Consider the following 19,746-nt stretch of genomic DNA (forward strand, 5'->3'; position numbering starts at 1 on the left):
CGTTGCCGCGCACCGCGGCTACCTGTGCTCCGTCGCCCCGCAGCCCGGCCGGGCAGTTCACCGCTACGCAGACCGACGGTGCCTGCGATGTCGAGCCGACGCCGCTCGCCCTCCCGTCCGGCCGGCGCGCAGAGCGGATGCGCGCCCATCGCGCTCTGGTCCACGGTCTGTTGAGCGATGGGATGGGGCTGCGTGCCATCGCTCGCCACCTGGGCTGGGGGCGGCACACCGTCCAGCGGTATGCTCGCGCCGCCCGCTGGCAGGACATGGTCACCGGACGCCGCACCCGCACCAGCCGCCTCGACCTGCACCGGCTCTTTCTGCAACGGCGCATCGATGAGACGGACGGCAAGATCAGCATCATCGAGTTGCGCAAGGAGCTCGCCGACCGCGGCCATCCGGTGCCCTACAGCAGCCTGCGCGACTGGGCCCGCAGCCGCCTTCAGTGGCCTCATGCACCCACGCCAGCTGCCGCGGCGCCGTCCGTCCGCACCGTCGTCGGCTGGATCACCCGTCACCCCGACACGCTCACCGAGGACGAAGGTAAGCAGCTCAAGGCGGTGCTCGACGCCTGCCCAGAGCTGGAGCAAACTCACGAACTCGTCCGCGACTTCGCGCAGATACTCGCCCAGCGCATGGGTGCTGACCTGCCGGACTGGATCAGCTCCGCCTGCGACGCGCAACTGCCCGGGATCACCGGCTTCGCCCGCAGACTGATCGCCGACCTCGAAGCCGTGATCGCCGGGCTGACCGTGCACTGGAGCTCCGGGGGCACCGAAGGTGCTGTGAACCGCATCAAGAAGATCAAGAGACAGCTGTACGGTCGTGCCGGATCCGACCTGCTCCGCAAGATGATCCTGCTTCAGTCACCTTCCGCGACCGCTCCCCAAGATGTGGCGCCATCGCAGCCTCGTCCCACAGGGCATGTCCATGCTCCGACCGCAAGCCCCCAGGCGTGGCCTCCATCCGTCGACAGCCCGGGGCGAGGGCGGCCGTGCCCTCAGTGACGTGGCGGAGTCTGCCCGGCAAGGGCCCCAGGCTCGTCACTGGCGAATGGTCCGAGAAGCCGGAATGGTTGCAGCGGTCCGGTGATGTGCACTGCGGGGTTGGTCCGGCCATGGTGTGACGCGGATCACCGCAGCGCGGTCCTCGCAGCGGACAGAGAGGAGTGTGGAGATTTCACTGCGGGCCCGCGTGCAAGCCGGGGATCCAGATGCGTTCAGGCAACTCTTCGACGAGCACGCTTCGGTGGTCCACCGGCACGCCGTCCGGATGACCGGCAACTGGGTCATGGCCGACGACATCGTGTCGCTGACCTTCCTGGAAGCATGGCGGCTGCGTGAGCGGGTGCTTCCGGGTGACGACAGCCTGCGCCCGTGGCTGCTGGGGATCGCGACGAACGTCACACGCAACACCGCGCGGGCGGCGCGAAGACACCAGGCCGCGCTCATCAGAGTCCCGCCCCCCGATCCCGTGCCGGACTTCGCCGACGAGGTGACACAGCGCCTGGCCGACACCGAGGAACTGGCCGCCGCGCAGAAGGCATTGAGCACGATGCGCCGCGGGGAGCGCGAGGTGTTCACGCTCTGCGTGTGGGAGGGCCTGGACGCCGCCACAGCGGCCGAGGCCCTGGGCGTGGCCGTCGGCACCGTACGGGCCCGGCTCTCGCGCGCGAGGAAACGCCTGCGCAAGCTCACTGAGCTCGAACTCGACGGCGGCACAGGCGGCAATAACGGCGCGGAAGACGCCACCGGGCAGAGCCGAGTGCAACGCCCGGCCACGGTCGGACAGTTACCGGTTAGCCGCCATCAGGCGGCTCGGTCCACGCAGGAGAAGAAGCGATGAACACCAACCCGCGACGACGCGATCAGCCGGTCGACTACCAGGATCTGGCCGAGTTGCTGCCCGCGCCGGGCCGTCCGGTGCTCGCGCAGGACCGCCACCGCGTACTGAGGGAACACCTGATGGAGCAGATCACTCACGAGACCACCCACGAGCAGTCGGGTGCGACGAACCCATCACCGAGCGCATCACCTGTGCCCCCCGCACGCCGACGCCCCGGGCGGCGCCTCGTTCTCGTCGCGGCCCCGCTGGCACTGGCCGCCGTCGTGAGCCTGGGCGTAGTGGCGGTCGACGGCGCACAGGACGGCCGGCGCGACACAGCTGCCGCAGGTGTCACCGCGGACGACCACCGGAAAGCCACGCAGTTGCTGGACCGGATCGCCCTGGCGGCGGCCGACCGCCCGGCGGTCACGGTACGTGGCGACCAGTACATTTACACCAAGTCTCAAGGTTCGGCAGGTGAGTTGGGCGTTGACTTCCGCGATTTCGAAGAGCTCGCGAAGCACAAGGGGACCTTCGAGGTGGAGGAGTACAAGGGGTCCGTCCGACGAGAGCAATGGGATTCGGTAGACGGCAAGCGGGACGGTTTGAGGAAGGGCGTCGCGCTCAACGACCCGTCCAAGAAGATGGTCATGGGCATGAGCGGCGTCGGATACCTGACCTTCCGGCAGCTTCAGGCTCTGCCCACCGATCCCGACGCGCTGCTGAAGAAGCTCTCCGGCGATGCGAAGAATGTGGAAGCGAGCCGCCTCACGGAATTGGTCGTCGAGAACCTCGGGGCCATCATCGACGACGCCACTCTGCTGCCCGACCTCAGCGCCGCGATCTACCGTGCCATGGCCAAACTCCCCGACGTGCGAGTCGTGAGTCATGTCAAGGACGCCGCAGGGCGGGAGGGCGTCGGCCTTACGTTCCAGGGCTCCTCAAAGGGCTACGCCTGGGTCTTCGACTCGTCGAGTCTCGTCTACCTTGGAACAACCAAGAGCGCACTCCTGGGAATTGGCGTCGCGGACAAAACGGGTGAGGTGCCGGTCAGCTCATCCTGAGTCAGCCTCGGTGCCGCCGCGCAGCCAGAAGGACGTCCGCTCCGGCGGACGCCCTTCTGGAGTTCCGGCGGTGCCGAAGGTGCTGTGAACCGCATCAAGAAGATCAAGAGACAGCTGTACGGTCGTACCGGATTCGACCTGCTCCGCAAGATGATCCTGCTTCAGTGACGCTCCGCGACCGCTCCCCGAGATCTGTGCCAGAACCCAACTGGCGCCGCCCTAGCGGTGGTTTGTTTACGGCGGGCCAGACTCGTATTGGGCCGGTAGCAGAGGAACGTCGCTTCGCTGCCCGGGGAGCTTGTGATGACCCGTCGTGTGCCGTGTCCACCCGCTCCGGGTCCGTTGGAAGCCTGCGCCGAACGCTTCGATGACCCCTTCTCCACACTGGCACAGCGCCGCGGGTTCCGGGAGTACCTCGCGGGGCTGCTGCCGCGGCACCGCAACAAGACGCTGACCTGCCTGGCTGGCACTGAGCCCGTGGCCGGCGCCCGGCAGCACAGCGGCTGCAGTTCTTCCTGTCCGAGTCGACGTGGGACCACGAGCGGGTCAACGCCCGCCGGGTGGAGTTGCTGCGTTCCGACCCGGCGACCGCGCCGCACCCGGGCGGGGTGCTGGTGATCGACGACTCCGGGGACCGCAAGGACGGGAAGGCGACCGCGCACATCGGCCGGCAGCGGCTGGGGCGGCTGGGCAAGACCGACAACGGCATCGTCACCGTGACCACCTGCTGGGCGGACGAGAACCTCTACTATCCGCTGCACGCCGTTCCCTACAGCCCCGCCCACCACTTTCCCCAAGGCAGGAAGGACCCCGGCTTCCGCACGAAACTGCAGATCGCCGTCGCACTCGCCCGCGCCGCGAAAGCGCCGGAATGACCTTCCGAGCCGTGGCCGCCGACCGCGCCTACGGCGACCAGGACGGCTTCCGCCGAGAGCTCTGCTCGGCCGGGCTGCCGTTCGTGATGGCCCTCAAGCCGAGCCACGGCACCTGGGCCTACGGCAAGGACGCCTACACTCCCGTCCACGCCGCCCGCGCCCTGGCCTGGACGGGTCCCGAGAGTCCAGGCGACTGGACCCCGGTCGGGCGGACCTTCCGCGACGGGCACACCGAGACTTGGTGGGCCGCTGATGCCAACCTCGGCTTCTGGGGGCCCGACGGCAACGTCCGCCTGGTCGTGGCCACCACCGACCCCACCGACCTGCCCTCACAGTCGACCTGGTACCTGGCCACCGACCTGCCCCGCCCCGGCAGCCCCCGTCCGGATCGGTCAGCCCCGCGGCTCCCGGTCAGGGAAGGCCGGCGAGCAGCCCTTCGGGGGCGTCGTTCTTCCGGAAGAGGATCGTGCCGTACTCGATCGGCCTGCCGCGATGCCCTGGGCGGACCCAGCTGAAAGCGGCCTGTCAACGGGCGTCAACGGCGGGCCTGCCACCACAGGATGAGCAGACTCACCGCACCGTTGCCGAGCTTGTGCGCGACACCCTGCACGACCGATTACCACATCCTGCCGTCATGATGTCTGCTGCGCCCCCAGAAGGGCGGCTCCCAGTGTGGTGAGGGTGTGCAGGGCGTAGTTGGCGCGCCGGTGGGTGGTGATGAGACCGGAGTCCCGCAGGGCCGTGGTGTGGTGGGTGGCGGTTCCGGTGGAGACCCCGGCCCGGCGTGCCGCCTCGCTGGTGGTGACCCCGGTGGCGGTGGCCCGCAGGATGACCGCGCGGGTACGACCGAGGAGGGCGTGCAGGGCGGCCTCGTCCTGAGTGGAGGCGGCCGTCAGCACTTTGTGGACGGGGTACAGGAGCACCGGCGGAAGTCGGGGGTCCGCCAGGGCGATGGGTGACTTCCAGCAGAAGTAGGACGGGATGAGCAGCAGTCCGCGGCCGCTCAGATGCACATCGCTCTCTGCGGGGTAGTCCGAAACCTCCAGCACCGGGTGTCGCCAGCGGACCGACGGTGAGAGGCCGGCCAGCAGCCCGGCGGTCCCCTCGGCCAGCATGCTCCGGGCATGACGGGCGCGCTCCGCCTGGAAGGTCTCCTGGATGTCCTCCTCGTGGGGAGTGATGACGGTCCGGTGATACGCGCGCAGCAGGTGCACCAAGTCGCCGCGCAGCGACTTCTCGGCGACGCGTAACGTCCAGGACGGCACCCGGCTCGCCCGGGCCGCCCTGGCCATCTCATGGTTCACCTGCCCGTCGGGCGTCGCGAGTATGGCCTCAAGCGCGGGCTCCAGACCGTCGACGCCTTCGAACGGCGTGAGGAAGTCGGCGAAATAGCGGGCGCGCGGGAAGAGCGGCAGCAACATCGTTCTCACCGGATGTGCGAGCCCTGTTTCCTGAAGGTTCTCGCACGCACGGCCGTACCAATCCGCATAGTTCCATCTGCCGCTCCGGGTCTGGAATCTGTGCAGGCTAGCGGCGATCTCCCACAACGGATGCGGCGAGGCCGCCACCCGTGTGCGCGCCAAGTCCTCGGCAGTGAAATGGAAGCGAAGCATCCGCTGTCTCCCCCCAGATGCACCTGCGAATCTTCACTGGAATCGAATGAGCATGACAGTCCGTGTCGGGCATTGGGAACATGCCTTCAAGCCAGCCACGAAGACAACACCGAGGCGGGTTCCGTAAAGAACGGAATTCCGTGACTGGAAATCAAGCCCGGTACTTCAAACCGAAAGGACATGTCATGGGTCGTATGCGGGAGAGAGGGCTCCGTACACGCCGGCTGGGCATCCTGGCCACGAGCGTGCTGTTCCTCTCCTTCCTGGTGCCGGCCACCGCGTCGGCCACCACCAACGGGGCCGACCAGGCGGCGGTCACCTGTTACGGCGGGTCGGTGGCGATCAGCCTGCCGTCGAACGGCTACAGCGGCACCTACACGACGAGTTCGCGCTGCAACGACATCAACCTGCGGATCGACTCCGGCGGCAGCCAGTGGGTGGCCGTGTGCTGGGCCGCTCACGGGTACTGCCAGGACCACTGGACTCTGGTCACGGAGGACGCCGGCTACACCGTGGTGGCCGACGACGTGCTGGACGGCACCACCTTCTACTTCGTGACCACGAACGGCGGCGGCACCCGCAGCGGGCGTACGGCCTACTAGGGAACGGACACCGGCAGCGGGCGTACAGCCCACCAGGGACCGGAGCCCGAGAAGCAGGGACCACGGACCAGGAAGCCGGGGGCCCGCCGTGCCGGGCAGGCACCCATGCGACGCACCGCGCCGGACGCGGTGCGTCGCATGCGTCTGTGCCGTCAGCCGGACGTGCCGTCGCGTTCCGCCGTCAGTCGGCGGCCCGCGCCGAGGAGACCGCCGTGCGGGCCGCGCGTTCGACCGTCGCGATGCCGCCCGTCATCGACACGTTGCCGTCGGAGAGGACCGCGACGAGGTAGTGGTGTGTTCCCGAGGTGACCCGTCCGACGCTGTTGATGTCCGACAGGCCGGTGGTGTTGCGTTGCAGCCAGCCGTTCTTGAGCGCCGATTCGGAGCGTACGGATGTAGTTCCGGGACGTCTTGGTCAGTGCGGACTCGCTCGCGGACGAGGTCCCACCGTCGGCGAACACCGCGCGCAGCAGGAGGATCTGGTCGGTCACTGTGGTGCGCGTGAGTCCCCACTTGCCGCCGGTCCCGCCCACGGTCGAGGACAGGCCGAGGCGCTTGTTCACCGCCTCCAGGCCGGGCGCCAGGCCGATCCGCCGCCAGAGCGCGTTCGCCGCGTCGCTGTCGCTGCGTTCGATCATCGCCTCGGTCAGCGTGCGCTCCTGCTGGGTGAGGCCACGTCTGGCGTCCTGCGCCTGGAGGAGCAGCGCGGCGAGGATGTCGACCTTGATGATGCTGGCCGTGTCGTAGGGGACGTCCTTCCCGCGCACCTGCGGCTTCCGGGGGGTGGTCCAGGTCCAGCACGGCGGTCGTCACATGCGCCTCGCTCTTCACAGTCGCCTGCGTGGTGCCTGCTACGGAGTGCTCCGACGTCCCCAAAAGCACCGGATCGGCGAGACGCCGGTCGGCGTCGGCGAGCTGACGGCGGAACAGTCCCGTCTCTTTTGGCCCCCACGGGCGCCTGCGCTCGGCGAGCACCGCCGCGGCCGCGCAGCCGGGCGGCCCGGCTGCGCCGCGACGAACACCACCACCGGACGCGCCGGATCCGGCTGAGGCACCGCGCCCTGCAGGGCGCCGGGGAGGACGGTGCCAGTCAGTACCTCAAGGCTCTCCTGCTCGGACAGGATGGCCCGCTCGTCGCCCGATCTCGCCAACGAGTCCTCCTGGTATGCGATGTCCGGTCTCAGATAAGTCCGGGCGAGGCGGGCCCCTGACCTGCGGTGCCCGGACTTGAGTGAGACGGGTTTCGCAAGGTCGTCTCACTCAAGTCCGGGCGAGCGGCCTTCTTGGTCAGATGTGGAGTTCGGGCGGGAAGCCGGTCCAGCGCAGTTCTGCGGGCAGGTGCCGCATGTCGTTGTGGAACAGCACGGAGGACGGCCTGCCGGGTGCGTATCGGATGGCCGTCAGAGCTGCGTTGCCGTGGTTGAGGCCCATCCAGCGCCACTCGGGCGCGTCGAGGGCAGCCCGGATCAGCCATCCGATGAGGAAGTTGTGCGTGACAACCAGTTCATGGCGGGGGCGATCGCCGTCGACCGGACCTGTGAATTCTGCGAGCGCTTCCCGGGCCAGTGCTGGACCACGGTTGCGCTCCCCTTCCCAGGTCGTCACGGACGCTGCGAAGCCGGTGCAAGCGAAGCAGATCGTGCCGAGGATCAGGCTGCCCGCAGCGACCGCGAAGATCGAGGGGACGCGGGGGAAGCAGAAGCCAGCGGCGGTGCTCGCCGTCCTGCAAGGCGTGGTCCGCCGAGCGGTCTCGGCCCGGGGGCGGCGGTGCCCCCGGGCGTGAGTGACATGCGTCGAGGTCTCGCGTGACATGAGTTGGTGACGCGCTGGGCCGGGCCGCATCCGGTCGTTGAATCTCGCCAGACTCAGCGAGACTGTGCCGCCTTCGAGGAGACAGGACTCGAACAACCTGGCGAACCACATCTCCTGAGCTTGTTCCTTATCTACCGGGTCTGCCGATGGCCTTGAGGGTCTCGGGCCGTTTGGCGGTCTTGCCCACGTCGTAGCGGGGTGCGGGACGGCGGTTCTTGGTCCCGGGCGGCCGTCCGGGACCGGCGCCACGAGGTTGGGGAACACGGGTGGGGCAGAGCAGGTGGGCTCGGATGTTCCTGAACCCCCTGCGGACCCGGGCCGGGGTGAGGCGTTCGGGCCTGGCCGGCTTCTCCCAGGGCCGACGGAGGTCGGCGGCCAGCGGCCGGGCGAGGCGGAGCTGGGTGTGCGCGACGACCAGGAGCCAGGTCCAGCGGTCCGCCGCCTGGGGTGTACGCAGGTTCGGGGTGGTCCAGCCGAGTGTCTGTTTTCCGAACCGGAAAGTGTGCTCCAGGTCGAATCTCCTCAGAAACCCCTGCCATAGGCGGTCCACGTCCGCCGGGGCGGCTCCGGTCTTCGACGACCACAGCCACACCGGCGGCGCCTCCCGCTCCTTGGAGAGGTGCTCGACTTTGAGGCGGACCAGGGTGCCTTCGACGATGGGGAGTTCACCATCGTGCTCCAGCCAGGCCGAACGGTGGGTCAGCCGCGGGTGGACCCGGTCCCACGCCTGCGCTTCGGCCTTGCCGTAGTCGGCGGTGCCGGTGGCCGTCATGATCGCCGGTTCGGGCCAGGACTCGGGCTTGTCGAAGCGGAACTCCGGCCCGTGCTTGGGTGGATGTCCGCCCTTGGGGTTGTAGACGCGGGGCGGCTTCGGAAGCCGCATCACCCGGTCGCTGCGGATCCGGCCGACGAGCTCGACCGGGAGATCGCGCAGCACCCAGGTCAGACGGGTGACGTCATAACCGGCGTCCATGACGATGGTGATGTCCGGGTCCCCAGGTGTCCACTGGCCGGCCGCGATGAGCCGCTCCACCACAGCGCGGAGCTGAGCGGCGGTGACCGCGGTCGCATCATCCTCGGGTCCGAGACGGACCACGTCCAAGATCCCGGTCCACGAGGTGGCGCCGGGCTCCAAAACGGCGACGAAGGAGTACGGCCGGCCCGGGATGAACTGGGAGGCGGACTTCGCCCGGCCGTAGACATGGCAGAACAGCCTGTCCGCCGAGCACGGCGCGTCCGAGCGCAGCCACGGTGACACGTCGACCGCGAGCACCAGGCGGTCACCGTCGAAACGCGGCAGCGGCAACCCGGCCAGCACCGTCCGTAGACGGTCGACGTCCACCCCGCCGCGGTTGAGGGCGCCGTACAACGCGCCGTGCCCACGCCGGTGTTCGGGCACCAACGTCAGATCCACCGGCGATTTCACCGGGCCGTCCGCACACAGCACCGCGTCCACCAACTCGAACAACTCGTCGCGCCGGGCGGTCAGACATGCGTAGAAGGCGCCCCGGAAGTGTGACGCTTCCGCGAACGCTTCCCGCCGGGCATTGGGGTGCAGCAGACTCATTTCCCCACGGCCTTCGTACTGCTCAAGTGCCTCTTTGGTCGGAGCACAGGATCAGGCGAAGGCCGTGTTCAGGTCCCGGGATGTCAACGGCCATTGAGATGCCCAGTTGGGTGGCCGTTGCGGGGCCAGGCTGGTGGCCATCAGAAATCCAGGCGTGTGGCCAGTGGTGTTCCTGGGGGTAGGGGTCAGTTCAAGGCGACCACTCCCTTCCCTGCGAGGGCCTCGGCGAGGCGGTGCGAGTCGCCGGTGGTGGTCACGAGGTGAGCGTGGTGCATGAGGCGGTCGGTACTCGCTCCCGCGAGAGTCTTCGGCATGATCGTGTCGAAGCCTGAGGGGTGGATGTTGCTGTTCGCAGCGATGGACCGGCGTTCGTAGGCGGCATCGATGATCCGGTAGAACGCCTCGGCTGCGTCTTCCCCGACGGGCAGCAGGCCGATGTCGTCGATCTATGCCGATATCGGCATAGGTCGACCTATGCCGAGACCGCGACTATGCCGACAGTCCGCTGTCGAGAGCTGGGCCTTCGCCTGACTTGCTTGCGCTTGAGACTTCGAGGTGGAAGGGCGATCCACTGACATATGGCGTCCACCCTCGTGCGAGAGCGGTCCGAATGGCCTGGACGACATCCGCTGGAAGGACCGGCTTCGTCGGCAGGCCGAACCAGTTCCCGGGGTGGGGGCGATCGGTCCGAACGACGAGAGCGGCCCCTGGGACCGTTGCGTCCTCGACTGCGAACGTCAGCGGATTCCAGCCGTTGGCCTGGCAGTAGGTCGGCTTGTGGCGGATGCGCCAACGGTAGGTGACGCCGTCCACGACGATGAGCCGGGACCCCTTCTTGACGAGCGCCACTATCTGCTCCAGCTCCTTCGACTGGCCACGGTGCCGCCCCGACAGTCGCAGCTTGTCGACGTGCGAGTGAACGTGCACAGCGTCGTCCGGATCGATGATGAGACGAGCGGAGGCAGGTCCGACGTTCAACCGACCGCGATCCGACCACCGGACTCAGCGAGACCCATATGAACGGTCCGGCCGCCGTGGTGTTCCGTCCCGAGCGCCCCGGCATCGAGCGTGTGCCGCATCCGCTTCTGCCGACGGAATGGGGACACTTGCCGCCTGCCAGCACTGCACGGAGCCGTCCGGAAGGCCAACATTGGGTGTGTCAGAGCCGTCTCGTGGTGAACAGGGTGGTCCCGCGCACCGCGTCTACTTCCTTCCGCTCAGTCTCGGTGAACCCGACCTTGGCCAGCACATGGCGAGAAGCGGTGTTCCAGTCCCAGACCGTGGCCCACAGACGTTCGTGTCCAGATGATCTCGCCCATTCCAGAACCGCCAACGAGGCCTCGGTCGCGTATCCCTGACGCCAAACTCGGCGTAGCAGCTCGAATGCCAGTTCCGGTTCCCCTGCCGATCCTCGCCCGCTGTCGACCAGCCCGCAGTAGCCGATGACGTCGCGAGAGGCTTTCCGCTCGACCGCCAGCAACCCGCTCGACCACAGCTGGTTGGTGCGGATCGAATCCTCGAGCTCCGCGACCGTGGGGCGTCCGTCCGTGTCGATTCGGCGGTGCGGCGGCACTCGTGGATCGCGTTCGGTCCACAGTTCACGCTGGACGACAGCCTCGGCTGGCCGCCAAGGTCTGAGCAGCAGGCGACTCGTCTCGAGTACAACCTCGCTGCTCGGAGTCGTGCCAACTGTCATGCCAGTAACCATCTCATGGGCGAACGCGCGGTCGGTCCTGCCGATCGTGGACGCTCGATATGCGGGACAAGGGAAATCAATCCCTGAGCGTCGTCTTGGAACGGTGCACGTTCGGCTGTACCCGGTTGGACACGTTGCCACAGTTTGTCCTGCGCGCATACAAACCCTTTGGAAAAGCCTCGGCATAGTCACAGGCGGTCGAGGAAGGCGAGGACCTTGTCGGTGGGCCGGTAGCGGCCTGGCTGGGCGGTGACCGGCGCCGTCAGAGCCAGGGCCTTCTCCTTGATGGTCATGTCGGCGTGGACGTAGGCGTCGGTGGAGCGGACGCCGGCGTGGCCGAGCCAGAGCGCGATGACCGTGGTGTCCACCCCGGCCTGCAACAACGACATCGCGCAACTGTGCCGCAGGACGTGTGGGTGGATGCTCTTGTCCAGCAGGGACGGGCAGGTTCGCGCCGCAGTCTTGGCGTGGGTGCTCAAGCGTTGCGCGACGGCATCACGACTGAGGCGCCGTCCGGTGCGGGTGCAGAACAGGGGGTCGTTGCGGCGTCCGCCGCGTTCGTTCAGCCAGGAGCCCAGCAGGTTCTGGACGGGACGGTCGAGCGGGACGGTGCGCTGCTTACGTCCCTTTCCCTCGCAGCGGACGGCGGCGCCGTCGCCCAGGGTGATGTCGTCGCAGTTCAGGCTGGTGAGTTCGGAGACGCGCAGGCCGGTCTGGACGGCCAGCGCCAGCATGGCTTTGTCCCGTCTTCCTTCCCAGCGTTTCGGATCCGGTGCTGCCAGCAGCGCGTCGACCTCTGGGCTGGTCAGGAACGTGACGGTCCTCTTGTCGAACCGCTTCGGCGGGATGCCCAGGACGCGCTGGATGAGCAGGGCGTGTTCGGGGTGCTGGAGGGCGGCGTAGGAGAACAGGGAGCGGATCGCGGTCAGGCGGACGTTGCGGGTTCGGGTGCTGTTGCCGCGCTCGTCTTCCAGGTGGTTCAGGAACGCGGAGATCACGTCCGAGTTCAGGTCGTTCCAGTCCAGCTTCGCCGGAGCGGTCCCGGTCCGCTGTTGGACGAAGGTGAGCAGGAGGCGGAGTGCATCGCGGTAGGCGGCGATGGTGCGGGGGCTGGCCTGGCGCTGGCGGGCGAGCCGGTCAGTGAAGAACGCCTGCAGGGTGGGGGCGATCAGGGTCATGGGCGGGCCGCTTTCCGGACGCCGTCGCGGCGGGCGGCGGCCAGTGCGAGCAGTTCCGGGGCCGCCGACAGATACCAGTAGGTGCAGGCCGGTTCGCGGTGTCCCATATAGGTCGACAGCGACGGGATCCTCGCCTGGATGTTGTCCTCGGTGCGATACCAGTGCAGCAGGGTGCGAACGGCGAAGGTATGTCGCAGCTCGTGCAGTCGCGGTCTGTGCGGGGCGCCGAGGCCGACGCCCGCGGTGTCGACCAGGGCCCGGAACACCGGATGCACGCAGGCGTAGATCAGCCTCTTGGCGGTGAGGGAGATGAAGAACGCGGGGTCCCTGGGCCTGGGCATCAGCCTTTCGCGCAGGGTGTCGTACTCGCGCAGCGCGTTCGTCGCGCTGTCCTGCAGCGGGACCAGCCGGGACTTGCCGAACTTGGACTCGCGAATGTGCAACACGCCCTCGGTCCAGTCGATGTCGTCGCGGTCCAGCTTGATTGCCTCGCCGATGCGCAGGCCGGACGCGGCCAGCAGCCCGATCAGCGTGTGATAGGTCGCCGCCCGCAACGGCTGAGGGATCGTCTCCTTGGCCGCGGCCATGATCGCTGCGATGTCGGCGTCGGAGTAGAGGAAGATCCGACCCCGACGTCGGATGTAGGGCACCAGCCCCAGTGGCGGCACCTCGGTCGCCGGGTCGGTCCCGCTCAGATAGCGGGCGAACCCGCGGACCGCGGTGATCCGTCGAGGGCTGACCGTCGTGACCACCTCGGGCTCGCGGGTCTTCATCCAGTCCAGCGCGGCGGCGACGGTCACGGTCTGTTCGCCGCGGGTGTCCATGAAGCTCACGAAGTCCGGCAGCAGATACGCCGCTTCGGCCATCTGGTGCCCCAGCGAGCGGCGAAGCCGCAGGTAGTCATCAAGCGCTTGGCGAAGATCGGTCATGCCGCCTCCGTCCCGGGCCAGGGCTGTGCGACCGCGCGCAGTGCGATGAAGTCGACCTTCGCGTAGAGCGCGGTCGTGGCCAGGTCCTGATGCCGGAGCACCTGCCCGATCGCCGTGAGCCCGGCGCCGTTGCGGAGCATGTCGGCGGCCAAGGCGTGGCGCAGCCGGTGCGGCCCGACCCTGGGCGAGCCGGCCCGCCGGCAGGCTCGTTCCACGACGTCGCCGACCAGGTCCGCCCGAATCGGACCATGCGGAGCCCTGCAGGTCAGGAACACGTGACGGGCATCCAGGAGAGGCCTTGGGCCGGACAAGTACGCGACCAGGGCTTCGCCGACGTCGGCCGGCAGCGGGAGCCGGTCCTCACGGCGTCCCTTGCCGCGAACGACGATCTCGCCGCAGCGCCAGTCCACGTCGTCCAGCAACAGCCGGGCCACCTCGATCGAGCGCAGCCCGAGCCTGGCCACCAGCATCAGGATCGCGTAGTCGCGGACACCGACCGTCCCTTGCCGCGAAGTGTGGTCCAACAACCGCTGAACGCCGCCGGTCGCCATCGTCGGCGGCACGGAGGCAAAGCGCCAGCCACCCACCGGAGGCACCGCGCCGCCGAGTTTCATCGGGATGACACCGTGCAGGTGAAGGAACCGCATCAGGGACCGCAGTTCGGCCACCCGCCCCTTCGCCGAGCCCGCCGAGACCCTGGCACACTCCCGCAGCAGGAACGCGTTCAGGTCCGCCCCGGTCAGAGCGTCCGGCGCGAACTCCCCGCCGGTCATCGCCTGTTCGGCCAGGAAGCGCCGGGCGGTGTTCCCGTAGCGCAGCATCGTTGACGCCGACAGGCCACGCTCAGATTCCATCCAGCACCGGTACCGCTCCAGCAGAATGTCCGTCGGCGAAGGCGTCACCTGCGGCGCGGGCACCACCGCGGCCTCACGCAGGAACGTCAGCAGCGGGACCATGCCGCGCGGCCCAGCCACCCGGCAACGACCCGACTTCAGCAGGTCGGAAAGGTGCTGCTGCAGCCGCTCCTCGTCCAGATCAGCAGCATCAAGGCCCTGCCTCGACAGCCACAGCCCGACCTGCCCCAGATCCTTGAGCATGTTTCTGGCGGTCTGGGTCGTGTACCCGCGCTCTGCCAGCCATGCCCGGTAGCCCTCGACCTGTGCGGTCAGGACACCCGCCTTCCGACGCGTACTTCCGAACGGCATCGCCACCCCCTCGCGGGAGCACCCTGCCCCCTCGCTCACGAGGCTGCCCTGCACGGAAACTATGCAGAGCCATGCACAGCCGAAACCCCACGAAGGAGCGGAACACGTACACGGCTTCGGCATAGTCGCGGTCTCGGCATAGGTCGATGACGATGAGGTCCGCGCGGCAGATCCGGGCGACGGTCCGTGCGGTGGACCCGTCGACCTTCGACTTCTCGATCGCGGCGCTGAGCGTTTCCAGGGTGAACCAGGACACCCGCAGATCGTTTTCGATCGCGGCCTGGGCCAGGCCCTCGGTGAAGTGGCTCTTGCCCGTCCCCGACGTTATCAACGGGCCGGCGATCACCAAGTTCTCGCCGCGGCCGATCCACTCCAGGGTGATCAGGGAGTTCTGGGTGGGTTCGGGGATGGTGGAGTCCTCGGCCAGCCAGGAGCCCAGGGTCTTGCCGGTCGGGAAGTTCGCCGAGTGCCGGCGAAGACGCCGCGTGGCGGCGTCGCGGCCGGTGACCTCCTCGGTGATCGGCAGCCGCAGGACCTCGGCGGGATCCCAGCGTTGTGCGCGGGCGGTGGCCAGAACAGCGGGTGCGGCTTTGCGCATATAGGGCAGGCGCATCCGGCGCATCAGCCTGTCCAACTCCTCGGGCAGGGCCGGAGCCTGGGGAAACGTCACGGTCGTATATTCCTTCGCTGGTCTCGGTAGCCGCCGATAGGCTCGGCAGGTGATAAATCTGGTCGTGCGTGGTGATCTCGGGAACGTCGTGGCTCGCGCCGAGGCCGGGTTGAAGTGGACAAATGCCTTCGCGGGTCTGGCCCCATCGCAATTCCCGATGCTTTTCGCCCTGACCCCGTATGGGGACGCGATGTTCAACCAGCGGCAGATCCCGCTGCTGCAGGCGGAACTCAACCGGCTTCCGGCCGCTTGTGAGGGCGAATGGGTCGCTCAGGCCCGCGAGTTGTGCCAGATCGTCGAGCGCGGGACGCACCTGTATCTGTGGTTCCTCGGCGACTGACCCCGCCCCGCTGGGCTTGGGGCCGTTGCCTACTGGCCTAGGGCCTGCCAGCCGATGGTTCCGTTCTGGACGGAGTGGGCTTCGCCCGCGCGGACGACCTCGCCGGCGGGCTTGCTGTCGGCGGTGTGTCCCAGGATCGAGAGTAGGTCGTCGTCGGCGAAGCGCCCGGCCGTGGCCGCAAGGCCGAGGGCCTGGTCGACGTGGTCGCTTCCCAGGACGGTGGCCAGCTCGACCGCGCGGGCCATCTTGGCGCGGATACGGACCGCGCCGGCGGGTCCGGCCTCCTTGAGCCAGCGCCCGGCTCCGGGGCCGATGCCCATGAACGCGATCTCCGCCTCCGAGCGGGGCCGCAGCCTCGGCTGGTGGATGCTGCGGCCGTCGGGATGGTCGGGGTAGTGGGCATCGATGATCTGCGGAACACCCGGGGTGGAAAGCTGGTGGCGCCAAATCTCCGACAGATCACCGGAGTTGGTGCGGGCGGTGATGGACAGTTCCTCGCCGACCACCCGGCACCACACCTTGGCACCGGTATAGCCCGGCGGGGTCGAGTAGCGCACCGAGTTGAAGCTGATCGTGCGGTCCGAGCCGACCAGCCTCTCCTCGCCCAGCGCGAGCGGCTCGACGGGCAGGACATGCAGCGTGGTGCGTTCGACGTCCAGACGGCTCGCGGGTATCTGCCCAGTCGCCCGGTGACGGCGCGAGTTCACCGCATCGCACCAGGTCAGGCAGGCATCGGCGAGCTCGGTGAAGGTGTCGTAGACGGCCAGCAAATTCGCGTTGGTGGGCACCAGGTCGGCCTTCGCGATCCGGACCGTGGCCTCCGCACCGCCCTTCGACTCGGGATCGTAGGGCACGCAACTGACCACCTGACAGCCGTAATGCCGGCCCGCGGCAACCATCTGCGGATGACGTACCGGGATCCCGGCGCTGTGCTTGACGGTGACCGTCTTCGCATTGTCGGTCAGCACATACGTCGGCGCCCCGCCGATCCGCCTGAGCGTGGTGTCCAGGCAGGCCACCAAAGTGCCCAACGTGCAGTCCCAGACCGGGATCACCACCCTAAACCGCGACCAGGACAGCCACGCGCAGAACAGCCAGGTCCGACGCCCCGCAATGCGCGGACCCTCGCCCCAGTCGAACTGCAGCCACCGGCCCGGCTCGGGAATCCACGGCCGGTACGTTCGGCGCTTGCCCGCCTTCCATGCGGCTTTCGCCGCGGTCACCGCCCGTCTCGTCGAGCGTGCGCTGCCCCGGTAGCCCATCTTCACGAGCTTCTCGTGGACCACATCGGCGCGGATCGTCGCCTTCGACTGCTCGACCCGCTCCTCGACCTTCTCCCCGAACGCGTCGATCATCTTCGACCGCGGCTCTCGCTCATAGGGATTGCGCCCGCAGTTGCGGGCCTCGACATACCGCTTGACCGTCTTCGGATCGTGCCCCGCCAGGGCCGCCGCCGACCAGACCGTCCCCGTCAGGTCGTACGCCTCAAGGATCTCCATAATCTCCGTGTCAGACTTCGTCACAGGACCTCTCCGGCCGGTAGCTGATGCGTGCAAACACCAGCAAACGGTCGGAGGGATCTCCTCCAGTTAAGGAAGTGATCAGGAACACCACTGATCAGACGGCCATCCACCTGGAATTCCGGTGGCCATCAGCCTGGACTCGGCTGGCCGCACATCTGGACTTTGCCACGGCCGCCGTCACGGGAATCCCCGTACGGGCGATCACGTTCGGGGCACCGTTCGAGGCCGTCATGTGATCAGCCCCGGATCCCTCGGACGGCGTGCGGACAGCGGAAGACGCCTCAATCAGATCGCTGGGCGCGTGGGCCGAGATCACGTCCGTCCAGAACTTCAATGTCGGTGATAGTGGTCCGGGCAGGATCCAAGCTCAGCCAGACCACGTCCATGCCGTTGCGTTCGAGTTGGATCATCGAGGAACCCGACGAACCGGGCGGCGCGGTCAGCAGGTTGATGCAGGTTGCGGTACAGGTGCACGGGCCGTAGTAGGGCAGGTCAGCGACCACCTCGGCCAGCGGTTCCCCCTCAGCACGCAGCAGTTCAGCGATCTCGATAGCAAGTGCTGGGAACGCATCCGCCAGTCGTGGGTACAGCCCATCTGTCACGACCGCACCGTACATGCGGCAGGCCATGAGAAACGCAAGAGGTTAAAGAACAAGCTGAGACAACGAGTGAATCGGACCCGACCAACTGAGACAAGGACCAGATCATCAGAGACGGGACAAGCAGCACTTCACCCCAGCGTGGCCGTGCCCCGTCCTGGCCGGGCGGCTGACCGGGTCGCCGCTGTCCCGTGCCACGGAACGCTGGACCTGTGTCATCGAAGTTTGAGGGGTGGCGGTGGACGGGCAAGCGAGCCTCTGACCTACTGATCTCGATCTTTCAGGTACCTGGTGAGGGATTCCTGGCGGTGAGCCTCCGCTGCCCGCAGGCTGGCCGTCACCTGATCCGCCTCGTCACGGAGCAGTGAGAGCTGGCGTTCCAGGTGCCGTTCCGGCGGCTCGGTGCCCGGTGCCAGACGGTTCCACCATCGCGTCCGCACGAAGGCATCAGCGGCCTCTGGGATCTCCTGCCGGACCACCCGCGAGAGGAGATGCACACTGTCCGGATCGTATGCAAGCAGCTCTGCGATCCAACCGGGATCGAGTAGGGCCGAAAGGAGTTCGATCAGCTCAGCGAGACGGCCGGCAGCGGCGGGCGGCATGTCGACCTCGGCGAGATACTTGCGCAACTCGGCGAAGTCGTCCGTCAAATGAGTCAGTTGGGTGGAGAAGTCTGGCAGCGACGGTCGCTCCGGCGGAGTGAGCAGAGCGCCCACAACATAGAGCCCTGCGACGACGACCGGCCAATACCAGCCCACCATGCCCATGAAGGTGAGCGCCAGGCCGGCCGAGCCGCACAGACTGCCCGTCACGTTCTTGCGCGATTCCAGATAGCGAAGAACTCTGCCCGTGCCCGGGTTGCGCGGGTCGGGAGTGTCTGGAGCCGGAGATATGGCAGTGGAGCTGTCCAACCTGGCCGGCCGGTCGGAAGACGTTTCAGGAGGCCGAAAGCCCGGCGATCGCCGTGAGAATACGGCCAGGACACGGCCGGCGAAGGACTCTGCAGCAAGAGTCACGCCGCGCCCCCTTCGCCCGTCAGGTCCTGCTGTGCGGAAACGGCCGTTTCTGGCTGCGGAGTGCCTGCTACAGGACTGTCCGTCTGTCGTCGCCCCGGAAGAACACCGTTCGGCTGCCCAGGGCCAGGCTGCTGCCCCTGCTGTTGGAGGACTTGCTGTGCCTCCTCCACAACACCGCCCAGCGCAGCTCGACCGGCACTCTTGATCATCAGTGGCACCAGTGTCGAGACCTGCTGGACGGCGGACAGGGCGCCCAGCCCGATGAGAAAAGCTACGAGCGGACTCGTGTTCTGCGGAAAGCTGGCGGCCACAACACCCGTCAGTGCTCCGCTGACGAACAATCGCAGCACCCCGGCGACGCAGTACGCCTTCCAGCCGGGTGCGGGCAGATGCTCCTCGCCGGGCCGCACGTCGGGTCTGCGTCGGGGCGGATCGATGGTGTCGGACTGCACGTTCCAGGGCATCTGCCGGTGCCACTTGATGGATTTGACGACATCGACGGCCTCGATAGAGGCGCCTCCGGCCGTCCCCACCAACGCCGCCATGAACCAATCCATACGCCGAGGCTAGGGCCGAATAGGTGACGGAGAGCCAGCTTCACGTTTTCAACACAGGAGTTAGTACGTCCGGTGACCCACGTCACTCAGACTTCGATGACACAGGCTCAACGTTCGATGGCACAGGAGCGCCGCGGGCCGGGCATAGGGTCGCCTTCGTGACGACGCCCCAGCAGACACCTGGACGGAGCCGATCCCTGGTCCGGACCGGGTAGATCACCGCGGCCGGTCAGCCGCCCGCCCTGTGTACCGAACTGCACTGGGACTGAGGATCCCGGCGAGGGCGTACGTGATGAGCGTGACCGCGACCGGCGGCACGCGGTACCACCACGGCGTCCCCGACCGGTCACCGTTCCCCCTCGAACGATCCATACAGGGAGTGTCCCAGCGGCCGGGGGATCTCCAGGGCGGGAGCAGGGGCTGGCCTTCCTTGTGCCGGACTGTGCTGCCGCTCGTACGCTGGTGGTGTTCTCGGGGCTGTCGCGGAGGTGTGCTGTGCCCCGAACAGTCTGGTCAGGTGCCATCTCTTTCGGGCTGGTCACTTCTCTGAGAAGCCGTATCTCAACCGATCATGGAACGTGCGGGTCGAACAGGGTTCCTGGTCGGGTGATCTTCCCGTTGTACGCGCGTAAAGACAGGGCCTCTCGGTAGCTCGGGGATGCGAATCTGACCGAGC

General features: G+C 67.8%; 18 protein-coding genes and 3 pseudogenes. 7 read left to right on the plus strand and 14 right to left on the minus strand.

Translation table 11 applies throughout. The features are described from left to right. Positions 1–2: 2 nt before the first annotated feature. The 5 genes from G3I71_RS51760 to G3I71_RS52440 all read left to right on the plus strand — a co-directional run bounded on the left by G3I71_RS51760 (position 3) and on the right by G3I71_RS52440 (position 4,278). Positions 3–1,007, plus strand: coding sequence for a transposase (locus G3I71_RS51760; protein WP_239149626.1), 1,005 nt, complete (start codon positions 3–5; stop codon positions 1,005–1,007). A 163-nt stretch (positions 1,008–1,170) separates the two neighbouring features. Then, on the plus strand, positions 1,171–1,845 hold the full coding sequence (locus G3I71_RS39805; RefSeq protein ID WP_164322867.1) for an RNA polymerase sigma factor: 675 nt from the start codon (positions 1,171–1,173) through the stop codon (positions 1,843–1,845). Beyond that, positions 1,842–2,888: a CU044_5270 family protein gene (locus tag G3I71_RS39810; protein ID WP_164322869.1), complete on the plus strand. Its 1,047-nt coding sequence runs from the start codon at positions 1,842–1,844 to the stop codon at positions 2,886–2,888. Before G3I71_RS39805 ends, G3I71_RS39810 begins: the two co-directional genes overlap by 4 nt. Positions 2,889–3,403: 515 nt before the next feature. Further along, a complete protein-coding gene (locus G3I71_RS52435) occupies positions 3,404–3,763 on the plus strand; it encodes a transposase (RefSeq protein ID WP_275409365.1) in 360 nt (119 codons plus the stop codon). Beyond that, entirely contained in the window at positions 3,760–4,278 is a 519-nt protein-coding gene (locus G3I71_RS52440; RefSeq protein ID WP_275409362.1) for a hypothetical protein, read from the plus strand. The genes G3I71_RS52435 and G3I71_RS52440 overlap by 4 nt, the downstream gene beginning before the upstream one ends. 117 nt (positions 4,279–4,395) lie before the next feature. Here G3I71_RS52440 and G3I71_RS39820 read toward each other — a convergent pair whose 3' ends face one another. After that, on the minus strand, positions 4,396–5,184 hold the full coding sequence (locus G3I71_RS39820; RefSeq protein WP_343243213.1) for a helix-turn-helix domain-containing protein: 789 nt from the start codon (positions 5,182–5,184) through the stop codon (positions 4,396–4,398). 377 nt (positions 5,185–5,561) lie between these two features. Here G3I71_RS39820 and G3I71_RS39825 point away from each other — a divergent pair, with 377 nt between their 5' ends. Continuing rightward, complete coding sequence (locus G3I71_RS39825; protein ID WP_164322873.1) at positions 5,562–5,978, plus strand: hypothetical protein; 417 nt, start codon at positions 5,562–5,564, stop codon at positions 5,976–5,978. Positions 5,979–6,159: 181 nt separating this feature from the next. On the opposite strand, the pseudogene G3I71_RS39830 reads toward G3I71_RS39825, so the two are convergent. The 9 genes and pseudogenes from G3I71_RS39830 to G3I71_RS50515 all read right to left on the minus strand — a co-directional run bounded on the left by G3I71_RS39830 (position 6,160) and on the right by G3I71_RS50515 (position 14,987). Beyond that, a pseudogene (locus G3I71_RS39830) lies at positions 6,160–6,809 on the minus strand (serine hydrolase). Positions 6,810–7,265: 456 nt separating this feature from the next. Then, a pseudogene (locus G3I71_RS39835) lies at positions 7,266–7,565 on the minus strand (histidine phosphatase family protein); the annotation flags it as partial. Positions 7,566–7,917: 352 nt separating this feature from the next. Beyond that, a complete protein-coding gene (locus tag G3I71_RS39840; RefSeq protein ID WP_164322875.1) occupies positions 7,918–9,357 on the minus strand; it encodes an NF041680 family putative transposase in 1,440 nt (479 codons plus the stop codon). A 185-nt stretch (positions 9,358–9,542) separates the two neighbouring features. After that, positions 9,543–9,803, minus strand: a pseudogene (locus G3I71_RS39845) (ATP-binding protein); the annotation flags it as partial. A gap of 713 nt (positions 9,804–10,516) precedes the next feature. Then, positions 10,517–11,053: a GNAT family N-acetyltransferase gene (locus G3I71_RS39850; protein WP_164322877.1), complete on the minus strand. Its 537-nt coding sequence runs from the start codon at positions 11,051–11,053 to the stop codon at positions 10,517–10,519. A gap of 188 nt (positions 11,054–11,241) precedes the next feature. Continuing rightward, positions 11,242–12,231, minus strand: a complete 990-nt coding sequence (locus G3I71_RS39855; RefSeq protein ID WP_164322879.1) for a tyrosine-type recombinase/integrase — start codon at positions 12,229–12,231, stop codon at positions 11,242–11,244. After that, positions 12,228–13,160 (minus strand): tyrosine-type recombinase/integrase, encoded by a 933-nt coding sequence (locus G3I71_RS39860; protein WP_164322881.1) that lies wholly within the window; start codon positions 13,158–13,160, stop codon positions 12,228–12,230. The genes G3I71_RS39855 and G3I71_RS39860 overlap by 4 nt, the downstream gene beginning before the upstream one ends. Then, positions 13,157–14,257, minus strand: a complete 1,101-nt coding sequence (locus G3I71_RS39865) for a site-specific integrase (protein WP_203732576.1) — start codon at positions 14,255–14,257, stop codon at positions 13,157–13,159. The genes G3I71_RS39860 and G3I71_RS39865 overlap by 4 nt, the downstream gene beginning before the upstream one ends. Next, positions 14,205–14,987, minus strand: a complete 783-nt coding sequence (locus G3I71_RS50515; RefSeq protein WP_203732578.1) for an ATP-binding protein — start codon at positions 14,985–14,987, stop codon at positions 14,205–14,207. The genes G3I71_RS39865 and G3I71_RS50515 overlap by 53 nt, the downstream gene beginning before the upstream one ends. Positions 14,988–15,099: 112 nt before the next feature. On the opposite strand from G3I71_RS50515, the gene G3I71_RS39875 reads away from it, so the two are divergent. Then, positions 15,100–15,375 (plus strand): hypothetical protein, encoded by a 276-nt coding sequence (locus G3I71_RS39875; protein WP_343243214.1) that lies wholly within the window; start codon positions 15,100–15,102, stop codon positions 15,373–15,375. Between the two features lie 29 nt (positions 15,376–15,404). Here G3I71_RS39875 and istA read toward each other — a convergent pair whose 3' ends face one another. From istA to G3I71_RS39895, 4 genes are all read right to left on the minus strand, one after another. Beyond that, a complete protein-coding gene (istA, locus tag G3I71_RS39880; protein ID WP_343243215.1) occupies positions 15,405–16,898 on the minus strand; it encodes an IS21 family transposase in 1,494 nt (497 codons plus the stop codon). A 281-nt stretch (positions 16,899–17,179) separates the two neighbouring features. Next, complete coding sequence (locus G3I71_RS39885) at positions 17,180–17,500, minus strand: hypothetical protein (RefSeq protein WP_164322885.1); 321 nt, start codon at positions 17,498–17,500, stop codon at positions 17,180–17,182. A gap of 260 nt (positions 17,501–17,760) precedes the next feature. Beyond that, positions 17,761–18,309: a hypothetical protein gene (locus tag G3I71_RS39890; protein ID WP_343243216.1), complete on the minus strand. Its 549-nt coding sequence runs from the start codon at positions 18,307–18,309 to the stop codon at positions 17,761–17,763. Positions 18,310–18,509: 200 nt separating this feature from the next. Beyond that, a complete protein-coding gene (locus G3I71_RS39895; protein ID WP_164322887.1) occupies positions 18,510–19,070 on the minus strand; it encodes a hypothetical protein in 561 nt (186 codons plus the stop codon). Positions 19,071–19,746: the final 676 nt, after the last annotated feature.

The organism is Streptomyces sp. SID12501, from assembly GCF_010550245.1.
In the GTDB taxonomy this organism is placed as follows: Bacteria; Actinomycetota; Actinomycetes; order Streptomycetales; family Streptomycetaceae; genus Streptomyces.

What these genes read in the sequence shown, in the direction of transcription:
- G3I71_RS39850 (WP_164322877.1), bottom strand. Translation starts at nt 11,053, where the DNA reads ATGACAGTTGGCACGACTCCGAGCAGCGAGGTTGTACTCGAGACGAGT.
- G3I71_RS39895 (WP_164322887.1), bottom strand. Translation starts at nt 19,070, where the DNA reads ATGGATTGGTTCATGGCGGCGTTGGTGGGGACGGCCGGAGGCGCCTCT.
- G3I71_RS39840 (WP_164322875.1), bottom strand. Translation starts at nt 9,357, where the DNA reads ATGAGTCTGCTGCACCCCAATGCCCGGCGGGAAGCGTTCGCGGAAGCG.
- G3I71_RS52440 (WP_275409362.1), top strand. Translation starts at nt 3,760, where the DNA reads ATGACCTTCCGAGCCGTGGCCGCCGACCGCGCCTACGGCGACCAGGAC.
- G3I71_RS39820 (WP_343243213.1), bottom strand. Translation starts at nt 5,184, where the DNA reads ATGTTGCTGCCGCTCTTCCCGCGCGCCCGCTATTTCGCCGACTTCCTC.
- G3I71_RS39825 (WP_164322873.1), top strand. Translation starts at nt 5,562, where the DNA reads ATGGGTCGTATGCGGGAGAGAGGGCTCCGTACACGCCGGCTGGGCATC.
- G3I71_RS39810 (WP_164322869.1), top strand. Translation starts at nt 1,842, where the DNA reads ATGAACACCAACCCGCGACGACGCGATCAGCCGGTCGACTACCAGGAT.
- G3I71_RS39865 (WP_203732576.1), bottom strand. Translation starts at nt 14,257, where the DNA reads ATGCTCAAGGATCTGGGGCAGGTCGGGCTGTGGCTGTCGAGGCAGGGC.
- G3I71_RS50515 (WP_203732578.1), bottom strand. Translation starts at nt 14,987, where the DNA reads ATGCGCCGGATGCGCCTGCCCTATATGCGCAAAGCCGCACCCGCTGTT.
- G3I71_RS39860 (WP_164322881.1), bottom strand. Translation starts at nt 13,160, where the DNA reads ATGACCGATCTTCGCCAAGCGCTTGATGACTACCTGCGGCTTCGCCGC.
- G3I71_RS39855 (WP_164322879.1), bottom strand. Translation starts at nt 12,231, where the DNA reads ATGACCCTGATCGCCCCCACCCTGCAGGCGTTCTTCACTGACCGGCTC.